The organism is Oceanobacillus arenosus (assembly GCF_003369575.1).
In the GTDB taxonomy this organism is placed as follows: Bacteria; Bacillota; Bacilli; order Bacillales; family Amphibacillaceae; genus Oceanobacillus; species Oceanobacillus arenosus.
Map to the genome: position 1 here is coordinate 20,212 of NZ_PIOC01000002.1, position 21,261 is coordinate 41,472.

A 21,261-nucleotide genomic window follows, 5' to 3' on the forward strand; every position below is an offset into this window, starting at 1 on the left:
CTCATGTGATATGATAATAAAATGTTACTATGGGGTTATTTTGTCTAGAGGGTACTCAATAACTCGTAAAATGTATATTTCGTTGGTGAACGGAAACACTGGTAGAATTAAGAGAAACAATGCTTTTTATACAAATCTTATCTCTACTTTATTCTATTATACCGTTTATAGGTTCATTCTGTAAACTATAAAATGGAAATATCGTAACCTTTGAAATAGAAATCCTTCCTGTTACACATATGGTATTCATGTAAAAAACTTGTAAAATAAGACTTTGCAAGTTTGTTTCGGCTTTTTTGCCAAACAGCCGAGTAGTATTGATTTGAAAACAACACTGTGCCTCGTGTGCAGTCGTCGTTTTTTAAATAAGATAAGCCTTATTGAAAAGAGATCACTTTTTAAAAGGCAGGATTTAAGGGGTGAAGCAGTTGACAGGTCAACTAGTTCAGTATGGACGGCATCGCCAACGCAGGAGCTATGCGCGTATTAGTGAAGTTTTAGAGTTGCCGAATCTAATCGAAATTCAAACTTCTTCTTATGAGTGGTTCTTAGAAGAAGGAATGGGAGAAATGTTTAGAGATATTTCACCTATTGAAGACTTCACAGGTAATTTGTCACTTGAATTTGTAGACTATAGCTTAGGTGAACCGAAGTATAGTATAGATGAATCGAAATCAAGGGACGTCACTTATAATGCTCCGCTTCGTGTGAAGGTTCGTTTAATCAATAATGAAACCGGTGAAGTGAAAGAACAAGAAGTATTTATGGGGGATTTCCCATTAATGACCGATACCGGTACGTTTGTAATAAATGGAGCGGAACGTGTAATCGTTTCTCAGCTCGTACGTTCACCTAGTGTTTATTTTAACGCGAAAATCGACAAAAACGGAAAGCGTGGCATCACTTCCACTGTTATCCCTAACCGTGGTGCATGGCTGGAATTTGAAACAGATGCAAAAGATGTTGCATATGTCCGGATTGATCGTACGCGTAAATTACCAATAACGGTGCTATTGCGTGCACTTGGATTTGGTACAGACCAAGAAATAATCGATTTACTTGGGGAAAATGAATACTTAAAAAACACACTCGAAAAAGATAATACAGAAACAACAGAAAAAGCATTATTAGAAATCTATGATCGTCTACGTCCTGGTGAACCACCAACGGTAGAAAATGCAAAAAGCTTATTGGTTTCACGCTTTTTCGATCCAAAACGATACGACTTAGCACATGTTGGTCGTTATAAAATGAATAAAAAGCTAAACATTAAAAATCGCTTATTCAATCAAGTTTTAGCCGAAACAATCGTTGATCAGGAAACTGGTGAAGTGTTAGCGCAAAAAGGCGATCGACTTGAGCGTAAATTACTAAATAAATTGATTCCATATTTGGAACGCAGTGAAGATAAACTTGGTGAAGCGGTATTCCAACCGCATGAGGGTGTACTTGAAGACGAAATTCATTTACAAACCATCAAAATACTAGATCCAACAGATCCTAGTGGCGAAAGAGAATTAAGTGTTATCGGTAATGGAGAAGTGGATGATTCCATTAAACATATTACTCCAGCAGATATATTGTCATCAATCAGTTACTTCTTTAACTTACTTTATCAAGTTGGGGATACGGATGATATTGACCATTTAGGTAATCGTCGTCTTCGCTCTGTAGGGGAATTATTGCAAAATCAATTCCGTATCGGGTTATCTCGTATGGAACGTGTTGTACGCGAAAGAATGTCAATCCAAGATACATCAAGCGTTACACCACAGCAATTGATCAATATTCGCCCGATAATCGCGTCTATTAAAGAATTCTTTGGTAGTTCACAGTTATCACAGTTCATGGACCAAATCAATCCGTTAGCAGAGCTTACGCATAAACGTCGTTTATCTGCACTAGGACCTGGTGGTTTGACACGTGAACGGGCTGGATTTGAAGTGCGAGATGTTCACTATACCCATTATGGTCGTATGTGCCCGATTGAGACACCTGAAGGACCGAATATCGGGTTGATCAACTCGTTATCAAGTTATGCAAGAGTAAACGCTTTTGGTTTCATTGAATCACCTTATCGCCGTGTTGATCCAGACACAGGTCAAGTAACGATGCAAATCGACTATTTAACTGCAGATGAACAAGATAATTATATCGTTGCACAAGCGAATGCAATTCTTGATGAAGAAGATAAGTTTGTAGAAGAAGAAGTAATTGCTCGTTTCCGTGAAGATAATATTATCGTTCATCGTTCAAAAATTGATTACATGGATGTATCACCTAAACAAGTAGTATCTGCTGCTACAGCATGTATTCCTTTCTTGGAAAATGATGACTCGAACCGTGCGTTGATGGGTGCGAACATGCAACGTCAAGCAGTTCCATTAATGAAACCAGAGGCACCAATTGTTGGTACTGGTATGGAATATGTGAACGGAAAAGACTCTGGTGCTGCAGTGATTTGTAAAGCAGATGGTATCGTTGAACGCGTGGAAGCTAAAGAAATTCTTGTTCGTCGCGTTTCAAATGTAGACGGAAAAGAAGTTCAAGGTGATCTTGAGCGTTATCATTTGCAAAAGTTCATTCGTTCGAATGCAGGATCATGTATTAATCAACGTCCGATTGTAACAGAAGGAGATCGTGTTACAAAAGGAGAGGTTCTTGCAGATGGTCCTTCAATGGAAGACGGGGAGCTTGCATTAGGTCGTAACGTCCTAGTTGGTTTCATGACTTGGGAAGGTTATAACTATGAAGATGCGATCATTATGAGTGAAAGACTTGTTAAAGATGATGTTTATACATCTATCCATATAGAAGAATATGAATCAGAGTCTCGCGATACGAAGCTTGGACCTGAAGAAATTACGAGAGATATTCCAAACGTTGGTGAAGAAGCGCTGAAAGACTTGGATGAGCATGGTATCATTCGTGTTGGAGCGGAAGTAACCGATGGCGATATTTTAGTTGGTAAAGTAACACCTAAGGGAGTTACCGAATTATCTGCAGAAGAACGATTATTACACGCAATCTTCGGTGAGAAGGCACGTGAAGTTCGTGATACTTCATTACGTGTACCACATGGTGCTGGCGGAATTGTTCTAGATGTTAAGATTTTCAATCGTGAAGATGGCGATGAGTTACCACCGGGTGTGAATCAACTCGTTCGCGCATATATCGTGCAAAAACGTAAAATTCACGAAGGAGATAAGATGGCTGGACGTCACGGTAATAAAGGGGTTATTTCGAAAATATTACCAGAAGAAGACATGCCGTTCATGCCAGACGGAACACCAATTGATATTATGCTTAACCCACTAGGGGTACCATCACGAATGAATATCGGACAGGTGTTTGAGCTTCATTTAGGAATGGCTGCAAGATATCTTGGAATTCACGTTGCTTCCCCAGTATTTGATGGAGCTACAGAAGAAGATGTTTATGAAACATTAGAAGAAGCCGGAATGGCCAGAGATGCGAAAACAATTCTTTATGATGGAAGAACAGGTGAAGCATTCGACAACCGTGTGTCTGTGGGGGTTATGTACATGATCAAGCTTGCCCACATGGTAGATGATAAGCTACATGCACGTTCAACTGGACCATATTCACTTGTTACGCAACAACCACTTGGTGGTAAAGCACAGTTCGGTGGACAACGTTTCGGAGAGATGGAAGTATGGGCACTTGAAGCATATGGTGCCGCATATACACTTCAAGAAATATTGACAGTGAAATCTGATGATATTGTCGGTCGTGTGAAAACTTACGAAGCCATTGTGAAAGGTGACGACATTCCTGAACCAGGCGTACCAGAATCATTCAAAGTTCTAATTAAAGAGCTTCAAAGTCTTGGGTTAGATGTTAAGATGCTTAATAGCAATGAACAAGAAATTGATTTACGTGAGATTGATGAAGAAGATGTTCAAACAGCAAGTAAACTTAATTTAGAAGTCGAATAAATGGAATAAGTATATGAGAATTACCTTTGTAATATAGGTAATTCTCCAGTTTATACCGTTAGTCGAATCGTAAAAATCGCACATTATAAGGGAGGAAGGCTCCTTGCTAGATGTAAATACATTTGAGTATATGAAAATAGGTTTGGCTTCACCAGAGAAGATTCGCTCCTGGTCATATGGCGAGGTTAAAAAACCAGAAACAATTAATTATCGTACGTTGAAGCCTGAGAAGGATGGACTTTTCTGTGAGCGTATATTTGGGCCGACGAAAGACTGGGAATGTCACTGTGGGAAATACAAACGTGTACGATACAAAGGTGTTGTTTGTGATCGCTGTGGTGTAGAAGTAACCAAATCGAAAGTGCGCCGTGAACGTATGGGGCATATCGAATTAGCCGCACCTGTATCACATATTTGGTATTTCAAAGGAATTCCAAGCAGAATGGGTCTTATTTTAGACATGTCCCCAAGAGCATTAGAAGAAGTTATCTACTTCGCTGCATATATTGTGACTGATTCAGGAAATACACCTTTAGAGAAGAAACAATTATTATCAGAGAAGGAATATCGCGCATATTACGATAAGTATGGTAATTCCTTTAAAGCGCAAATGGGTGCGGAGGCAATCCGTAAACTTCTTCAAGATATTGATCTTGAAAAAGAAGTAGACGCGTTAAGAGAAGAATTAAAGACTGCTAGTGGTCAAAGAAGAACAAGAGCGATTAAACGATTAGAAGTATTGGAAGCATTCCGTCACTCTGGTAATGATACGAGCTGGATGGTTCTTGATGTTATTCCAGTTATCCCGCCAGAAATTAGACCAATGGTTCAACTTGATGGTGGACGTTTTGCTACTTCCGATTTAAATGATTTATATCGTCGTGTAATCAACAGAAATAACCGTTTGAAACGACTATTGGATCTTGGTGCACCTAGTATTATTGTTCAAAATGAAAAACGTATGCTTCAAGAAGCTGTTGATGCTTTGATTGATAATGGTCGAAGAGGTCGTCCGGTAACTGGACCAGGTAATCGACCTTTGAAATCTTTATCACATATGCTAAAAGGAAAGCAAGGTCGTTTCCGTCAAAACTTACTTGGAAAGCGTGTTGACTACTCTGGTCGTTCTGTTATTATCGTTGGTCCAAGTTTGAAAATGTATCAATGCGGACTTCCGAGAGAAATGGCGCTCGAGCTATTTAAGCCATTTATTATGAAAGAGCTTGTCGAAAGAGGGTTTGCACATAATATTAAATCAGCGAAGCGTAAAATAGAACGGGTACATCCAGATGTTTGGGATGTGCTGGAAGATGTTATTAAAGAACATCCAGTACTCTTAAACCGTGCACCTACATTGCATAGACTGGGAATCCAGGCATTTGAGCCTACACTTGTTGAAGGACGTGCAATTCGTTTGCATCCATTAGTATGTACTGCATATAACGCAGACTTTGATGGAGACCAAATGGCTGTTCACGTTCCATTAAGTGCTGAAGCACAAGCAGAAGCACGTATCCTAATGCTTGCAGCGCAAAATATTTTGAACCCTAAAGATGGAAAACCAGTCGTTACACCATCACAGGATATGGTATTAGGTAACTATTACTTGACGTTAGAGCGCGAAGGTTCAGTTGGTGAAGGTAGTGTATTTAAGGATATTAGTGAAGCGATGCTTGCGTACCATAATGGTTATGTTCATTTACACACACGTATTGCAGTACTGGCTTCAAGTGTAAATAACAAGACCTTTACAGATAAGCAACAAAACATGATGCTTCTAACGACAATAGGTAAATTAATCTTTAATGAAATTTTGCCTGAGTCATTCCCATATATTAACGAGCCAACAAAGGTTAACCTGCAAGAGAAAACGCCCGCAGAATACTTTGTAGAGGTTGGAACAGATCTTAAGAAGGAAATTAAGAGCCGTGATGTGATCAAACCATTTAAGAAAGGTTTCTTAGGTGATATTATCGCGGAAGTATTTAAACAGTATAAGATCACGGAAACATCGAAAATGCTTGACCGCATGAAGGACTTAGGATTCAGTTATTCAACTAAAGCGGGTATGACTGTTGGTATATCTGATATCGTTGTTTTACCGGATAAACAGGAAATTCTTGATGAAGCACAAGTAAAAGTGGATAACGTCCTAAAACAATTCCGTCGTGGGTTGATTACAGAGGAAGAACGTTATGACCGAGTAATTTCCATTTGGTCACAAGCAAAAGACGTTATTCAAGGTAAACTAATGGATTCATTGAGTAACCGAAATCCGATCTTCATGATGAGTGATTCCGGTGCCCGTGGTAACGCATCTAACTTTACACAGCTTGCTGGAATGCGTGGTCTAATGGCCGATCCATCTGGTAAGATCATTGAAATTCCAATCAAATCAAGCTTCCGTGAAGGATTAACCGTATTAGAATACTTTATTTCTACACATGGTGCACGTAAAGGGCTTGCGGATACAGCACTTAAGACTGCTGACTCTGGTTACTTAACACGAAGACTTGTAGATGTTGCCCAAGATGTAATCATTCGTGAAGATGATTGTGGTACAGATCGCGGATTAACTGTTTCTGCTTTAGTAGATGGAACAGAAGTGATTGAACCATTAATTGACCGTTTAATCGGACGTAATGCATTTGCAGCTGTGAAGCATCCTGAAACAGGCAAAGTACTTGTAAAACGAAATGAATTAATTCTAGAAGACCAAGCGAAGGCGATTATTAATGCGGGAATTAAAGAGGTAACGATTCGCTCTGCATTTACATGTAATACAAAACATGGTGTCTGCCAAAAATGTTATGGTCGAAACCTTGCAACAGGTGCTGACGTTGAGGTTGGAGAAGCGGTTGGTATTATTGCTGCACAATCTATTGGTGAGCCAGGTACACAATTAACAATGCGTACCTTCCATACAGGTGGGGTTGCAGGAGATGATATTACCCAAGGTTTACCGCGTATTCAAGAGTTATTTGAAGCACGTATTCCTAAAGGGCAAGCAGTTATCACAGAGATTGCTGGTACTGTTTTAGAAATGAAAGAAGTTAAGGATAAACAAGAAATTGTTATCCAAGGTGAAGTTGAACAGCGCTCTTATCCTGTTCCGTACAACGCAAGGATGAAGGTCGCTATTGGCGACGAAGTATTCGCTGGACAGGAATTAACGGAAGGTTCAATTGATCCGAAAGACTTGCTACGTATCCAAGGTGTTGAAGGAGTTCAAGCCTACTTATTACGTGAAGTACAACGCGTATATCGTATGCAAGGGGTAGAAATTGGCGACAAACACGTAGAAGTAATGGTTCGCCAAATGCTACGTAAGATTCGTGTTAGTGAATCTGGAGATACTAACCTACTTCCTGGTTCATTACTTGAATTACATCAATTCAGAGATGCAAACCAGTCGGTTCTACTCGATGGAGATCAACCTGCAACAGGAAAACCTGTTCTACTAGGAATTACGAAAGCTTCCCTGGAAACAGATTCATTCCTATCTGCAGCATCGTTCCAAGAGACAACTCGTGTCCTAACAGATGCAGCAATCAAAGGAAAACGCGACGAATTACTTGGATTAAAAGAAAATGTTATCATCGGGAAACTCGTTCCAGCAGGTACGGGAATGCCGCAGTATCGTAACATTAAAGGTGTGCTTGATAAACCAGCAGTAGAAGAAACAGAAGAGATTGAAACGGTTCAATAATAATGGTGAATAATCTTGTAGAAACAAGGGACCTCCCTTGCTTTCTACAAGACATCCATTTTTACAAGGAACAAAGTAATGGTTATTCGGATAGTAATTAATTGTAGATGAATCCGGAATATTAATTTAATGTAATATGTTGAAAACACGACAAAATAATTCATTTTTTTATTGACAATAAAAAATGACAATGTTACTATATTCAAGGTGATTCCGTTTATGCTTGTAACCTTTGGAGGATGTTTAAAATGTCTTATGAAAAAGTGACGCAAGATAAAACAAGAATTGTTATTGGAATAAAACAAACACTTAAAGCCATGTTGAATGGTGAAGTAAGTGAAGTTTTCATTGCTGATGATGCTGATCGGCAATTGACACAAAAGGTAGCTAGCTTAGCTGTGGAATTAAATATACCTTGTCACCGTGTTGGTTCGAAACAAAAGCTCGGTGCAGCCTGTAATATTGAAGTAAATGCATCAAGTGTAGCAGTGAAAAAATAGCATCATTAAGCTAATAAAAATAATGAACTATTTTTTTGTTGAAAAATGAACCGCCTGGATGTGTGGTATTATAAAAACCATTTAACATATCTGGTTACCCATTTTTAAAAGTGAAGAAGGGAGGACATATAAATGCCTACAATTAATCAACTTGTCCGTAAAGGCCGTGTGAGTAAAGTGAAAAAGACTGACTCACCAGCACTAAATAAAGGATATAACAGTTTTAAAAAGAAATTAACAAACCAAAGTTCCCCACAAAAACGTGGTGTATGTACTCGTGTTGGTACATTGACTCCTAAGAAACCGAACTCAGCTTTACGTAAGTATGCGCGTGTTCGCTTGTCAAACAACATGGAAGTAACTGCGTACATCCCAGGAATTGGTCATAATCTACAAGAACATAGTGTAGTACTTCTACGTGGTGGTCGTGTTAAAGACTTACCAGGGGTACGTTACCATATCGTTCGTGGCGCACTTGATACTGCTGGAGTAGACGGCCGTATGCAAAGTCGTTCAAAATACGGAACAAAGAAACCAAAACAAAAATAATTAATTTAATGTACCATACACAGGAAAGGAGGATGCTATATGCCTCGTAAAGGACCAGTGCCAAAACGTGATGTATTGCCAGATCCACTATATAATTCAAAATTAGTAACTCGTTTAATCAATCAAATCATGATTGATGGTAAACGTGGAAAGGCTCAAAAAATTCTTTATAAAGCATTCGAATTAGTTGCTGAAAGAAGCGGCCAAAACTCAATGGAAGTTTTCGAACAAGCAATGAAGAATGTAATGCCAGTATTAGAAGTAAAAGCTCGTCGTGTTGGGGGTTCAAACTATCAAGTACCAATGGAAGTTCGCCCTGAACGTCGTCAAGCATTAGGCTTACGTTACATCGTTAACTATTCTCGTCTACGTGGAGAGAAAACAATGGAAGAACGTCTTGCTAATGAAATTCTAGATGCTTCTAACAACACAGGAGCTTCTGTGAAAAAACGCGAAGAAATGCATAAAATGGCTGAAGCTAACAAAGCTTTCGCTCATTACCGTTGGTAAGTTAAAAACTAAAGCATTAAGAGGAAGGAGAAGAATACATGACAAGAGAGTTCTCCTTGGAAAAGACGCGTAATATTGGTATTATGGCGCACATTGATGCAGGTAAAACCACTACTACTGAGCGTATTCTTTTCTACACAGGACGTATTCATAAAATTGGTGAAACACATGAAGGTGCATCACAGATGGACTGGATGGAGCAAGAACAAGAACGCGGAATTACGATCACTTCTGCTGCAACAACTGCTGCATGGAGAGGCCATCGAATCAACATCATTGACACTCCTGGACACGTAGACTTCACTGTTGAAGTTGAACGTTCATTACGTGTTCTTGATGGTGCGGTGACTGTACTTGATGCACAATCCGGTGTAGAACCACAAACAGAAACTGTTTGGCGTCAAGCAACGACATACGGTGTACCACGTATGGTATTCGTTAATAAAATGGATAAAACAGGTGCGGATTTCCTTTATGCTACAAAGACATTAGAGGATCGTCTTGGTGCGAATGCACATCCAGTTCAAATGCCGATCGGTGCAGAGGATCAATTCGAGGGGATTATTGATTTAATTAACATGGAAGCTCATTTCTATACTGATGATCTTGGAACGGTTGATGAATCAAGAGAAATTCCTGCAGACTTGAAGGAACAAGCTGAAGAACTTCGTGCAAGCTTAATCGAAGCTGTAGCTGATTCTGATGAAGATCTAATGATGAAGTTCTTAGAAGGAGAAGAAATCTCTAACGATGAACTAAAGACTGCAATCCGTAAAGCAACTTTAAGTGTTGAATTCTACCCTGTATTCTGTGGATCAGCATTTAAAAACAAAGGTGTTCAATTAATGCTAGATGGTGTACTTGATTACCTTCCAGCTCCAACAGATGTTGCTGCTATTGAAGGGATTGTTCCTGGTACAGAAGATAAAGTTATTCGTCCAGCTGACGATAATGCTCCATTCTCTGCATTAGCATTTAAAGTTATGACAGACCCGTTTGTTGGTAAATTAACATTCTTCCGTGTATATTCTGGAACATTAAAATCTGGTTCATATGTACGAAACTCTGTTAAGGACAAACGTGAACGTGTTGGACGTATTCTACAAATGCATGCGAATCACCGTGAAGAAATTTCAGAAGTTTACTCTGGTGAAATCGCAGCAGCAGTTGGTTTGAAAGATACAACTACTGGAGACACACTTTGTGATGAGAAGGAACTTGTAATCTTAGAATCAATGGAATTCCCTGATCCAGTTATCTCGGTTGCGATTGAACCAAAAACAAAAGCTGACCAAGATAAGATGGGTATTGCATTATCAAAACTTGCTGAAGAAGATCCAACATTCAAAACTGAAACTAACGTAGAAACTGGTCAAACAATTATTTCTGGTATGGGTGAACTTCACCTAGACATTATTGTTGATCGGATGAGACGTGAATTCAAAGTAGAAGCAAATGTTGGTGCGCCGCAAGTAGCGTATCGTGAAACATTCCGTGCATCTGCTGAAGTCGAAGGTAAATTCGTACGTCAGTCTGGTGGACGTGGGCAATTCGGACACGTTTGGATCAAATTTGAACCAAACGAAGAAGGAGCTGGCTTCGAATTTAATAACAACATCGTTGGTGGGGTTGTACCTCGTGAGTACATTCCTGCAGTTGAACAAGGTGTTAAAGAATCATTGCAAAACGGTGTGTTAGCTGGTTATCCATTAGTTGATATTAAAGCTTCATTATTCGATGGTAGCTATCATGATGTTGACTCGAATGAAATGGCGTTTAAAGTTGCTGCTTCAATGGCATTAAAAGCTGCTAAGAACAAGTGTAACCCAGTAATTTTGGAACCAATGATGCGTGTGGAAATCGTTATTCCAGAAGAATATATGGGTGATATCATGGGTGACGTTACTTCTCGTCGTGGACGTATTGAAGGAATGGAAGCTCGTGGGAACGCACAAGTTGTCAAAGGGTTCGTACCACTTTCTGAAATGTTTGGTTATGCAACAGCATTACGCTCAAACACACAAGGCCGTGGCGTATACACAATGACATTTGATCATTATGAAGAAGTACCGAAGAGCATTTCTGAAGAAATTATTAAGAAAAACGCAGGCGAATAATTGATTTTTTGATAAAACTAACGTATAACTCTTATTAAAGGCTAAGAAATAATGTACAGTCATTATTTCTTAGTACAATATAAAATAATATAAAACACTTTTACTTATTTAAAGGAGGAACTATAAATGGCTAAAGAAAAATTTGACCGCTCAAAAGATCACGTTAACGTTGGTACTCTTGGACACGTTGACCATGGTAAAACTACTTTAACTGCTGCAATTACAACTGTTCTTGCAAAACACGGTGGTGGGGAAGCACGCGCTTACGATCAAATCGATGGTGCTCCAGAAGAAAGAGAACGTGGAATCACAATCTCAACTTCTCACGTTGAATATGAAACTGCAACTCGTCACTATGCTCACGTAGACTGCCCAGGACATGCTGACTATGTTAAAAACATGATCACTGGTGCAGCACAAATGGATGGTGCAATCTTAGTAGTATCTGCTGCTGATGGCCCAATGCCACAAACTCGTGAACATATCCTTCTATCTCGTAACGTTGGGGTACCTGCGTTCGTAGTATTCCTTAACAAAGTGGATATGGTTGACGATGAAGAATTGCTTGAATTAGTAGAAATGGAAGTTCGTGATCTATTATCAGAATACGATTTCCCTGGTGATGATGTACCAGTTATTAAAGGTTCAGCACTTAGAGCTCTTGAAGGCGATCCTAAATACGAAGAAGCTATCTTAGAATTAATGGCTGCTGTTGACGAATATGTTCCAACTCCAGAACGTGACAACGACAAACCATTCATGATGCCTGTTGAGGATGTATTCTCAATCACTGGTCGTGGTACAGTTGCAACTGGTCGTGTAGAACGTGGTCAAATTAAAGTTGGGGATGAAATTGAAATCATCGGACTTAATGAAGCTCCAAGCAAATCAACTGTAACAGGTGTTGAAATGTTCCGTAAGCTTCTTGATTATGCTGAAGCTGGTGACAACATCGGTGCACTTCTTCGTGGGGTTGCTCGTGAAGATATTAACCGTGGTCAAGTATTAGCAAAACCAGGTACAATTACTCCACATACTAACTTCAAAGCTGAAGTTTATGTATTATCTAAAGAAGAAGGTGGACGTCATACTCCATTCTTCTCAAACTATCGCCCACAGTTCTACTTCCGTACAACGGACGTAACTGGAGTTATCCAACTTCCAGAAGGAACTGAAATGGTTATGCCTGGTGATAACACTGAGATGATCGTAGAACTTATTTCACCAATCGCTATTGAAGACGGTACTCGTTTCTCAATCCGCGAAGGTGGACGTACTGTAGGATCTGGCGTTGTTTCAACAATCACTAAATAAGTAAACATTATAAACGTAGGTAACTTGATAAAGTTACCTACGTTTTTTTGTGTTCTGATGGTAAAATGATTTGTCTCTATTGATGCATATTAGGGGATTGCAGCGATTGGATCTACGAATCTCTGATGTCGTGCTATTTATTGACGAGTCCCTAGTGTTTTGCGGCATTCAGCTTAGTTCGTTAGTGGATTATTCATTCTTTTTGTTTGAAATTCTACACTATAATCAGCGTAGTGTATTTCTGGAGCGACGGCCAAAGAGTTGGATATCATCTTAAGTTACGATCCATTGCTTGAAATGAAACAATAGCATTGATTAGAATGAATGTTGTCGGAAAATGTTATTTAGCTTCAATATAATTAACAAAAAAAGAAATCGATAAAAACTTGCATCCATCGTGAAATATATGTATAATGTAAAAATGTGCAAAGAACCTATAATTTTTAAAAATATAGGTTGCATTGACCAAGCGTTTTTAGTATAATATTAATGTTGGTCAGAAGAAGGCGATGATGTGAGAGGTTGTTGGCACGCCCGGCCCCTTTGCCATGGCGAGCTGTCAAGTAATTTTCACGGAGTATGTCTATAATAATATGGGCGATAAGGAGGGAAAATAATGGCAAAAGAGAAGATTAGAATTCGATTAAAAGCGTACGATCACCGTATTTTAGATCAATCAGCTGAGAAAATTGTAGAAACTGCGAAACGTTCTGGTGCTAATGTATCTGGTCCGATTCCGTTACCTACAGAAAAAGCAATTTATACTGTATTACGTGCGGTACACAAATACAAAGATTCTCGTGAGCAATTCGAAATGCGTACACATAAACGCTTAATTGATATTGTTGATCCAACACCAAAAACTGTCGATTCGTTAATGCGTCTTGACTTACCATCTGGTGTGGACATAGAAATTAAATTATAAAATATAGGTTTATTATAGGAGGTGTAACGGATGACGAAAGGAATCTTAGGTCGTAAAATCGGCATGACTCAGCTTTTTTCTGAGAACGGAGAGTTGATCCCTGTTACAGTAATTCAGGCTGAGCCAAACGTAGTACTACAAAAGAAGACAATTGAAAATGATGGTTATGAAGCACTACAAATCGGTTTTGCAGATAAAAAGGAATCACGTACTAATAAAGCGGAAAAAGGCCATGCTGATAAAGCAAACACAGCCCCTAAGCGCTACGTTCGTGAAATCCGTAACGCAAATCTTGATGAGTTTGAAGTAGGTCAAGAACTTAGCGTTGAAGTTTTCCAAGTTGGAGATAAAGTTGATGTAACTGGGACATCTAAAGGTAAAGGTTTCCAGGGTTCAATCAAACGTCACGGTCAATCACGTGGTCCTATGGGTCATGGTTCGCATTATCATAGAGGACCAGGTTCAATGGGTGCAGTAGACGCGATGCGTGTCTTCAAAGGAAAGAAACTACCAGGACATATGGGTTCACAACAAATTACAATTCAAAACCTTGAAATTGTTAATGTTGATGTTGAACGTAACTTACTTTTAGTTAAAGGTAATGTACCTGGTGCGAAGAAATCTTATGTAGAAATCAAAAGCGCAATTAAAGGTAATTAATTAAACACAGGAAGGGAGGATATGTCATGCCTAAAGTAGCACTATTAAAACAAGACGGAAGTAATGCTGGTGAAATCGAATTAAACGATGTTGTTTTTGGGATTGAACCACATATTCACGTATTACATGAAGCAGTAGTAATGCAACGTGCATCTTTACGTCAAGGTACTCACGATGTTAAAAACCGTTCTGAAGTACGCGGTGGTGGTCGTAAACCATGGCGCCAAAAGGGAACTGGTCGTGCACGTCAAGGATCTATTCGCTCGCCACAATGGGTAGGCGGTGGAGTCGTTTTCGGACCAACACCACGCAGCTATAGCTATAAACTACCTAAAAAGGTACGCCGTTTAGCACTTAGATCTGCATTATCTTCTAAAGTAAAGGAAGATAATTTAGTAGTATTGGAAAGCATTGCAATCGATGCTCCAAAAACAAAAGAAGTAGTTAAGATGCTTACTGCATTAAACGTTGATGCGAAAGCACTAATCGTAACTGCAAATAAAGATGAAGTTGTCGCTCGTTCAGCAAACAACCTTCAATCTGTAAAAGTATTAACAGTTGAAGAGTTGAATGTGTTAGACTTGCTTACGCATGATAAGTTGATCTTAACGAAAGATGCAGCTGCAAAAGCAGGGGAGGTGCTTGCATAATGAAAGAGGCACGCGATATTATTAAACGCCCTGTCATTACGGAGCATTCTGCAGACTTAATGGCAGAGAAAAAATATACTTTCGAAGTATATCCAAAAGCAAATAAAACTGAAATCAAAGATGCGATTGAATCTGTCTTTGGTGTAAAAGTTTTAAACGTAAACACAATTAATGTTAAAGGTAAGTTAAAGCGTCAAGGACGTTATCAAGGATATCGTTCAGATCGTAAAAAAGCTATCGTACAGCTTTCAGAGGATAGTAAAGAACTAGACTTCTTTGAAGCTTAAAAACAAATACTCGTGAAGGAGGGAAAACAAGATGGCGATTAAAAAATTCAGACCAACATCAAATGGTCGTCGTAACATGTCTGTTTCAGATTTCGCAGAGATTACAACAGACACTCCAGAGAAATCCTTGCTAAGTCCACTATTTAAACGTGGCGGACGTAATAATCAAGGTAAATTAACTGTTCGTCATCAAGGCGGCGGTCACAAACGTCAATATCGTATTATTGACTTCAAACGCAACAAAGATGGTATACCAGGTCGCGTTGCTACAGTTGAATATGATCCAAACCGTACAGCAAACATCGCATTGATTAACTATGTTGATGGTGAAAAACGCTATATTTTAGCTCCAAAAGGATTACAAGTAGGTCAATTAATCGAATCTGGCGCAGAAGCAGATATCAAGGTTGGGAATGCATTGCCACTAGTTAACATCCCAGTAGGTACTGTTATTCATAACATTGAATTAAAACCAGGTAACGGTGGACAATTAGCACGTTCAGCTGGTGCTGAAGCTCAAATTCTAGGACGTGAAGATAAGTACACATTAGTGCGTCTTTCTTCTGGTGAAGTTCGTTTAATCTTAAGCACTTGCCGCGCAACAATTGGTCAAGTAGGAAATATTGAACATGAGCTTATCCGTATTGGTAAAGCTGGTCGTTCTCGTTGGATGGGTATTCGCCCAACTGTACGTGGATCTGTAATGAACCCTAACGATCACCCACATGGTGGTGGTGAAGGACGTACACCAATCGGCCGTAAATCACCAATGTCACCTTGGGGTAAACCAACTCTTGGTTACAAGACACGTACGCGTAACAAACCGTCTGATAAATATATCGTTCGTAAACGTAAAAAATAAGCGGAATAATTGGCGGGAACTTATCCCCGTCTTTCAATTGCGGAAGGAGGTTTATCCATGGGTCGTAGTTTAAAAAAAGGACCTTTTGCAGATGATCATTTATTAGTAAAGATTGAGAAATTAAACGAATCCGATAAGAAACAAGTAGTAAAAACTTGGTCTCGTCGTTCAACTATTTTCCCTACTTTTATTGGTCATACAATTGCAGTATATGATGGACGTAAACACGTTCCAGTTTATATCACAGAGGACATGGTCGGACATAAATTAGGTGAATTCGCGCCAACCCGTACGTACAGAGGACATGCTGGCGACGATAAGAAAACAAATCGTTAATGAGAGGAGGCACTAAGTATGCAAGCTAAAGCCGTTGCGAAATCAGTTCGTATAGCTCCTCGTAAAGTTCGATTAGTTATTGATCTTATTCGAGGAAAAAACGTAGGCGAAGCAGTTGCAATACTCCGTCATACACAACGTGGTGCTTCTCCAGTCGTAGAGAAAGTTTTGAAGTCTGCAATCGCAAACGCAGAACATAACTACGAAATGGACACAGATAATTTAGTTGTATCTGAAGCATATGTTAATGAGGGTGCTACATTGAAACGTTTCCGTCCACGCGCACAAGGACGTGCAAGTAAAATTAACAAACGCACAAGCCACATTACAGTAGTGGTAACAGAAAAGAAGGAGGGATAGTCAGTGGGTCAAAAAATTAATCCAACGGGTCTCCGTGTAGGTATTATCAAAGACTGGGAGTCAAAATGGTATGCAGATAAAGACTATGCAGACTTCTTACACGAAGATATTAAGATTAGAGAATATCTTGAAAACCGCTTGAAAATTGCTGCTGTTTCTTCTATCGAAATCGAGCGTGCAGCAAATCGTGTAAACATTACAATTCATACGGGTAAACCAGGTATGGTCATCGGTAAAGGTGGATCTGAAGTAGAAGCTCTACGCAAATCGTTAAACAGCCTAACAGGCAAACGTGTCCACATCAATATCGTTGAAATTAAAAAAGTTGATCTTAATGCTAAATTAGTAGCAGATAATATTGCTCGTCAATTAGAAAACCGTATTTCATTCCGTCGTGCTCAAAAACAAGCAATACAACGTGCAATGCGTATGGGAGCAAAAGGAATCAAAACACAAGTATCTGGTCGTCTAGGTGGAGCAGATATCGCTCGTGCAGAACATTATAGTGAAGGAACAGTGCCACTACACACATTACGTGCTGATATTGACTATGGTACAGCAGAAGCTGATACTACTTATGGTAAATTAGGTGTTAAAGTGTGGATTTATCGTGGAGAAGTCCTTCCAACTAAAACTAAGAAATAAGGAAGGGGGCAATGCATTATGTTAATGCCTAAACGTGTTAAATATCGTAGACAACATCGTGGTAAAATGAGAGGCCAAGCTAAAGGCGGCACAACAGTAGCTTTCGGTGAATATGGCCTACAAGCTTTAGAAGCTTCTTGGATTACAAGTCGTCAAATCGAGGCTGCTCGTATTGCAATGACTCGTTACATGAAACGTGGTGGTAAAGTTTGGATCAAGATTTTTCCAGACAAACCATATACAGCAAAACCTCTAGAAGTTCGAATGGGTTCTGGTAAAGGTGCGCCTGAAGGATGGGTTGCAGTAGTAAAACCAGGGAAAATTATGTTTGAAATTGCGGGAGTACCAGAAGAAGTAGCACGTGAAGCTTTCCGTCTTGCTGCTCATAAACTACCGATCAAAACTAAGTTCGTAAAACGTGAAGAAATTGGTGGTGAAATCAATGAAGGCTAATGAAATCAGAGAACTAACCACTGCCGAAATTGAACAAAAAGTTAAATCATTAAAAGAAGAATTATTTAATTTACGCTTCCAACTTGCAACTGGTCAGTTGGAAAACACTGCACGTATTCGTGAAGTAAGAAAAGAAATCGCACGGATGAAAACTGTTGTACGTCACCGTGAATTAAACGTGAATAACTAATTCAAGAGAGGAGGTTAGCCTCAAAATGACTGAACGTAATAATCGTAAAGTATACACAGGCCGCGTTGTTTCTGACAAAATGGATAAGACAATTACCGTTGTAATTGAAACTTACAAAAACCATAAATTGTACGGCAAACGCGTAAAATACTCTAAGAAATTTAAAGCACATGATGAGAATAACCAAGCAAAAATCGGCGATATCGTTCGTATTATGGAAACTCGTCCGCTTTCAGCAACTAAACGTTTCCGTCTAGTTGAAGTAGTAGAAGAAGCAGTAATAATATAATTGAAGTTCGCGAAGGAATTATCCGAAGGGAGGTCACAGTGTTATGATTCAACAAGAAACTCGTTTAAAAGTTGCAGATAACTCTGGTGCTCGTGAATTATTAACCATTAAAGTATTGGGTGGATCAGGTCGTAAAACTGCTAATATTGGTGATATAATTGTTTGTACAGTAAAACAAGCAACACCAGGTGGCGTTGTTAAGAAGGGTGAAGTTGTTAAAGCTGTCATCGTTCGCACAAAAACTGGTGCACGCCGTAAAGATGGATCGTATATTCGTTTTGATGAAAATGCAGCCGTAATTATCCGTGATGATAAAAGTCCAAGAGGAACCCGTATTTTCGGACCTGTTGCACGTGAATTACGTGATGCTAAATTCATGAAAATCGTATCTCTAGCTCCAGAAGTTTTATAAGCGAATGAATAGCCCTGTCAAGGAGGTGCGCAAGCATGCATGTAAAAAAAGGTGATAAAGTAAAAGTTTTATCTGGTAAAGACCGTGGTAAAACAGGTACGATTTTAGAAGCATATCCAAAAAAAGACCGTGTACTAGTTGAAGGTGTAAACATGGTGAAGAAACACGCTAAACCTTCACAAGATAATCCACAAGGTGGAATTCTTGACATAGAAGCACCAATTCATGTTTCTAATGTAATGCCAATTGATCCTAAATCCGGTGAACCAACTCGTGTTGGGTATGAAGTACGTGACGGCAAAAAAGTCCGCATCGCTAAAAAATCCGGTGAAGTATTAGATAAATAATTTAGCGACGAAAGGAGGGCGACATGATGAATCAATTACAACAAAAATATCAAGATGAAATTGCACCATCTTTAATGAATAAATTTAACTATAAATCAGTAATGCAAGTGCCGAAGATTGAGAAAGTCGTAATCAACATGGGTGTTGGTGACGCTGTTCAAAACTCTAAAGCACTAGATAGCGCTGTTGAAGAATTAACATTAATTTCTGGTCAAAAACCGTTAATAACTCGTGCGAAGAAATCAATCGCTGGTTTCCGTCTTCGTGAAGGAATGCCTATTGGTACAAAAGTAACCCTTCGTGGTGAACGTATGTATGATTTCTTACAAAAACTTGTCTCAGTTTCACTTCCACGTGTACGTGACTTCCGTGGGATTTCGAAGAAAGCTTTTGACGGACGAGGAAATTACACACTTGGTGTAAAAGAACAATTAATTTTCCCAGAAATCAATTATGATAAAGTGAATAAAGTTCGTGGTATGGATATCGTTATTGTAACTACATCTAATACAGACGAAGAAGCACGTGAACTTTTAGCTCAGTTAGGCATGCCTTTCCAAAAGTAAGCTGAGAGCTAATACAAGGAGGGAAATTTGTGGCTAAAAAATCAATGGTTGCGAAACAAAAACGCACACATAAATATCAAGTACAAGAATATACACGCTGTGAACGTTGTGGTCGTCCACATTCAGTAATTCGTAAATTCAAACTTTGCCGTATTTGTTTCCGTGAACTTGCCTATAAAGGTCAAATTCCTGGTGTCAAAAAAGCAAGTTGGTAAACCCCGAATCGGGAAGGAGGTAATTAGTAATGGTTATGACAGATCCAATCGCAGATATGTTAACTCGTATACGTAATGCGAACACAGTAAAACATGAGCAACTGGAGCTTCCAGCTTCAAAAATGAAAAAAGATATCGCTGATATCCTTAAACGTGAGGGTTTTGTTAAAGATTATGAACTAATCGAAGACAACAAACAAGGCGTTCTACGTATTTTCCTTAAGTACGGTGCAAACGAAGAACGAGTAATCACAGGAATCAAACGTATTAGCAAACCAGGTCTACGTGTTTACGCTAAAGCTAATGAAGTACCTCGCGTACTTAATGGTTTAGGTATCGCTATTGTCTCTACATCTAAAGGAGTGCTTTCCGATAAAGAAGCACGTTCACAAGCTGTTGGTGGCGAAGTAGTCGCATATGTTTGGTAATTAACATTTTTTAATTAAGGAGGTGCATCGAATGTCTCGTATAGGACTTAAATTAATTGAAATTCCACAAGGTGTAGATATTAACCTTAATGGCACTACAATTACTGTTAAAGGACCAAAAGGTGAATTAACAAGAAATCTACATTCAGATATGAAAATTAACATAAATGATAATATTCTTACTGTTGAACGTCCATCAGATGCTAAAGAACACCGTGCATTACACGGTACTACTCGCAGCATAATCAACAATATGGTTGAGGGTGTAAGTAAAGGTTTCGAAAAGAACCTTGAAATGATCGGTGTTGGTTATCGTGCACAATTGCAAGGTAAGAAATTAGTGGTTAACGCTGGATATTCAAACCCAGTTGAAATTGAACCAATCGAAGGTATTGAAATTGAAGTACCGAAGAATACGCAGTTAATAATTAAAGGTATCGATAAAGAATTAGTTGGTGAAGTTGCTTCTAACATTAGAGCAATCAGACCTCCTGAGCCATATAAAGGTAAAGGAATTCGCTACGTCGGTGAAGTTGTTCGCCGTAAAGAAGGTAAAACTGCTAAGTAAGATTAGTTAGTTAGCAAGCAAGAAAGGAGTGACCCAGATGATCACAAAGCCTGACAAAAATGTACTTCGTAAAAAGAGACATGGTCGAGTTCGTAAAAACTTATCAGGAACAGAAGCACGTCCTCGTTTAAACGTGTATCGTTCAAATAAAAACATCTACGCACAAATTATCGATGACAATAATGGCGTTACATTAGTAAGTGCATCAACAAAGGATAAAGATTTGAATGTTGAAGTTACTAGCAATGTAGATGCAGCTCAAAAAGTCGGTGAATTAGTAGCAAAACGTGCGCAAGAAAAAGGTGTTAAATCCGTTGTTTTCGATCGCGGAGGCTATCTATACCATGGTCGTGTAAAAGCATTGGCTGAAGCTGCTCGTGAGGCAGGTCTTGAATTTTAATAAAAAGGAG

Annotated in this window: 25 protein-coding genes; all 25 read left to right on the plus strand. The window is 39.0% G+C overall.

What is annotated here, in order from left to right; translation table 11 throughout:
- Window positions 1-428 precede the first annotated feature (428 nt).
- The 25 genes from rpoB (at window position 429) to rplR (ending at window position 21,251) form a co-directional block, all read left to right on the plus strand.
- Window positions 429-3,959: a DNA-directed RNA polymerase subunit beta gene (gene rpoB / locus CWR48_RS01965; protein ID WP_115771368.1), complete on the plus strand. Its 3,531-nt coding sequence runs from the start codon at window positions 429-431 to the stop codon at window positions 3,957-3,959.
- 103 nt (window positions 3,960-4,062) lie between these two features.
- Complete coding sequence (gene rpoC, locus CWR48_RS01970) at window positions 4,063-7,668, plus strand: DNA-directed RNA polymerase subunit beta' (RefSeq protein ID WP_115771369.1); 3,606 nt, start codon at window positions 4,063-4,065, stop codon at window positions 7,666-7,668.
- 248 nt (window positions 7,669-7,916) lie between these two features.
- Window positions 7,917-8,168 (plus strand): ribosomal L7Ae/L30e/S12e/Gadd45 family protein, encoded by a 252-nt coding sequence (locus CWR48_RS01975; protein WP_115771370.1) that lies wholly within the window; start codon window positions 7,917-7,919, stop codon window positions 8,166-8,168.
- 132 nt (window positions 8,169-8,300) lie between these two features.
- Window positions 8,301-8,717 carry a 30S ribosomal protein S12 gene (gene rpsL / locus CWR48_RS01980; protein ID WP_115771371.1) on the plus strand — a complete coding sequence of 139 codons (417 nt, stop codon included), beginning with the start codon at window positions 8,301-8,303 and terminating at the stop codon, window positions 8,715-8,717.
- A 39-nt stretch (window positions 8,718-8,756) separates the two neighbouring features.
- Window positions 8,757-9,227 (plus strand): 30S ribosomal protein S7, encoded by a 471-nt coding sequence (gene rpsG / locus CWR48_RS01985; RefSeq protein WP_115771372.1) that lies wholly within the window; start codon window positions 8,757-8,759, stop codon window positions 9,225-9,227.
- A gap of 38 nt (window positions 9,228-9,265) precedes the next feature.
- The gene (gene fusA, locus CWR48_RS01990; protein WP_115771373.1) at window positions 9,266-11,344 is read left to right on the plus strand and encodes an elongation factor G; all 2,079 of its coding nucleotides are present in this window, start codon (window positions 9,266-9,268) and stop codon (window positions 11,342-11,344) included.
- A gap of 126 nt (window positions 11,345-11,470) precedes the next feature.
- Window positions 11,471-12,658 (plus strand): elongation factor Tu, encoded by a 1,188-nt coding sequence (gene tuf / locus CWR48_RS01995; RefSeq protein WP_115771374.1) that lies wholly within the window; start codon window positions 11,471-11,473, stop codon window positions 12,656-12,658.
- Between the two features lie 616 nt (window positions 12,659-13,274).
- A complete protein-coding gene (gene rpsJ / locus CWR48_RS02000) occupies window positions 13,275-13,583 on the plus strand; it encodes a 30S ribosomal protein S10 (protein ID WP_114914888.1) in 309 nt (102 codons plus the stop codon).
- Between the two features lie 30 nt (window positions 13,584-13,613).
- Window positions 13,614-14,243 (plus strand): 50S ribosomal protein L3, encoded by a 630-nt coding sequence (rplC, locus tag CWR48_RS02005; RefSeq protein WP_115771375.1) that lies wholly within the window; start codon window positions 13,614-13,616, stop codon window positions 14,241-14,243.
- A gap of 26 nt (window positions 14,244-14,269) precedes the next feature.
- Window positions 14,270-14,893, plus strand: a complete 624-nt coding sequence (gene rplD / locus CWR48_RS02010) for a 50S ribosomal protein L4 (RefSeq protein ID WP_115771376.1) — start codon at window positions 14,270-14,272, stop codon at window positions 14,891-14,893.
- On the plus strand, window positions 14,893-15,180 hold the full coding sequence (rplW, locus tag CWR48_RS02015) for a 50S ribosomal protein L23 (protein ID WP_114914891.1): 288 nt from the start codon (window positions 14,893-14,895) through the stop codon (window positions 15,178-15,180). Before rplD ends, rplW begins: the two co-directional genes overlap by 1 nt.
- A 31-nt stretch (window positions 15,181-15,211) precedes the next feature.
- Window positions 15,212-16,042: a 50S ribosomal protein L2 gene (gene rplB / locus CWR48_RS02020; protein ID WP_115771377.1), complete on the plus strand. Its 831-nt coding sequence runs from the start codon at window positions 15,212-15,214 to the stop codon at window positions 16,040-16,042.
- Between the two features lie 57 nt (window positions 16,043-16,099).
- Window positions 16,100-16,378, plus strand: a complete 279-nt coding sequence (gene rpsS / locus CWR48_RS02025; protein WP_115771378.1) for a 30S ribosomal protein S19 — start codon at window positions 16,100-16,102, stop codon at window positions 16,376-16,378.
- Window positions 16,379-16,396: 18 nt separating this feature from the next.
- Window positions 16,397-16,738 (plus strand): 50S ribosomal protein L22, encoded by a 342-nt coding sequence (gene rplV / locus CWR48_RS02030; RefSeq protein WP_115771379.1) that lies wholly within the window; start codon window positions 16,397-16,399, stop codon window positions 16,736-16,738.
- Window positions 16,739-16,741: 3 nt separating this feature from the next.
- Window positions 16,742-17,383 (plus strand): 30S ribosomal protein S3, encoded by a 642-nt coding sequence (gene rpsC / locus CWR48_RS02035; RefSeq protein WP_115771380.1) that lies wholly within the window; start codon window positions 16,742-16,744, stop codon window positions 17,381-17,383.
- Between the two features lie 18 nt (window positions 17,384-17,401).
- A complete protein-coding gene (gene rplP, locus CWR48_RS02040) occupies window positions 17,402-17,836 on the plus strand; it encodes a 50S ribosomal protein L16 (protein WP_115771381.1) in 435 nt (144 codons plus the stop codon).
- Window positions 17,826-18,026: a 50S ribosomal protein L29 gene (gene rpmC, locus CWR48_RS02045; protein WP_114914897.1), complete on the plus strand. Its 201-nt coding sequence runs from the start codon at window positions 17,826-17,828 to the stop codon at window positions 18,024-18,026. Before rplP ends, rpmC begins: the two co-directional genes overlap by 11 nt.
- A gap of 25 nt (window positions 18,027-18,051) precedes the next feature.
- Complete coding sequence (rpsQ, locus tag CWR48_RS02050) at window positions 18,052-18,315, plus strand: 30S ribosomal protein S17 (protein ID WP_115771382.1); 264 nt, start codon at window positions 18,052-18,054, stop codon at window positions 18,313-18,315.
- A 43-nt stretch (window positions 18,316-18,358) separates the two neighbouring features.
- On the plus strand, window positions 18,359-18,727 hold the full coding sequence (gene rplN / locus CWR48_RS02055) for a 50S ribosomal protein L14 (RefSeq protein ID WP_115771383.1): 369 nt from the start codon (window positions 18,359-18,361) through the stop codon (window positions 18,725-18,727).
- Between the two features lie 35 nt (window positions 18,728-18,762).
- A complete protein-coding gene (gene rplX / locus CWR48_RS02060) occupies window positions 18,763-19,074 on the plus strand; it encodes a 50S ribosomal protein L24 (protein WP_115771384.1) in 312 nt (103 codons plus the stop codon).
- 26 nt (window positions 19,075-19,100) lie between these two features.
- Window positions 19,101-19,640: a 50S ribosomal protein L5 gene (gene rplE, locus CWR48_RS02065; protein WP_115771385.1), complete on the plus strand. Its 540-nt coding sequence runs from the start codon at window positions 19,101-19,103 to the stop codon at window positions 19,638-19,640.
- Between the two features lie 29 nt (window positions 19,641-19,669).
- Window positions 19,670-19,855, plus strand: coding sequence for a type Z 30S ribosomal protein S14 (locus CWR48_RS02070; protein WP_114914902.1), 186 nt, complete (start codon window positions 19,670-19,672; stop codon window positions 19,853-19,855).
- Between the two features lie 29 nt (window positions 19,856-19,884).
- The gene (rpsH, locus tag CWR48_RS02075; RefSeq protein ID WP_115771386.1) at window positions 19,885-20,283 is read left to right on the plus strand and encodes a 30S ribosomal protein S8; all 399 of its coding nucleotides are present in this window, start codon (window positions 19,885-19,887) and stop codon (window positions 20,281-20,283) included.
- A gap of 31 nt (window positions 20,284-20,314) precedes the next feature.
- A complete protein-coding gene (rplF, locus tag CWR48_RS02080) occupies window positions 20,315-20,851 on the plus strand; it encodes a 50S ribosomal protein L6 (protein ID WP_115771387.1) in 537 nt (178 codons plus the stop codon).
- A gap of 37 nt (window positions 20,852-20,888) precedes the next feature.
- Window positions 20,889-21,251: a 50S ribosomal protein L18 gene (rplR, locus tag CWR48_RS02085; protein WP_115771388.1), complete on the plus strand. Its 363-nt coding sequence runs from the start codon at window positions 20,889-20,891 to the stop codon at window positions 21,249-21,251.
- Window positions 21,252-21,261 lie beyond the last annotated feature (10 nt).